Origin of the sequence: Legionella steelei (assembly GCF_001468005.1) — a bacterium.
Classification (GTDB): domain Bacteria; phylum Pseudomonadota; class Gammaproteobacteria; order Legionellales; family Legionellaceae; genus Legionella; species Legionella steelei.
On the sequence record NZ_LNYY01000021.1, the window covers coordinates 1 to 359 of the forward strand.

The window sequence follows — 359 nt, forward strand, 5'->3', positions numbered from 1 at the left end:
CGGTACGTATTCCCACTACTTCCAGTCGTTAAACTTGCAGTGGTATAAGTAGCGCTTGTGCCACCTGTTCCGCTAGAAACGTTTGAATAAGCGCCGCCTGTACTGATCTGCCATTGGTACGAATAAGGGCTGGTTCCATTCGACGCAGTGGTTGAAAATGTTGCCGTTTGCCCTGCATCCACCGTGGTGTTAGATGGTGCAGAAGTACTAAGCGCTGCATTAACGGTCAGCGTTGCAGCGCCACTGGTCACGGATGTCGGAACCGCTGCGGAATCAGTAACCACTACTCGGTACGTATTCCCACTACTTCCAGTCGTTAAACTTGCAGTGGTATAAGTAGCGCTTGTGCCACCTGTTCC

Annotated in this window: 1 protein-coding gene; it reads right to left on the reverse strand. The window is 51.3% G+C overall.

Going from position 1 to position 359, the window contains the following annotated elements; all coding sequences use genetic code 11:
- Positions 1-359, reverse strand: a 359-nt coding sequence (locus Lste_RS14615) for a hypothetical protein (protein ID WP_193393433.1), incomplete at both ends; no start/stop codon positions are given.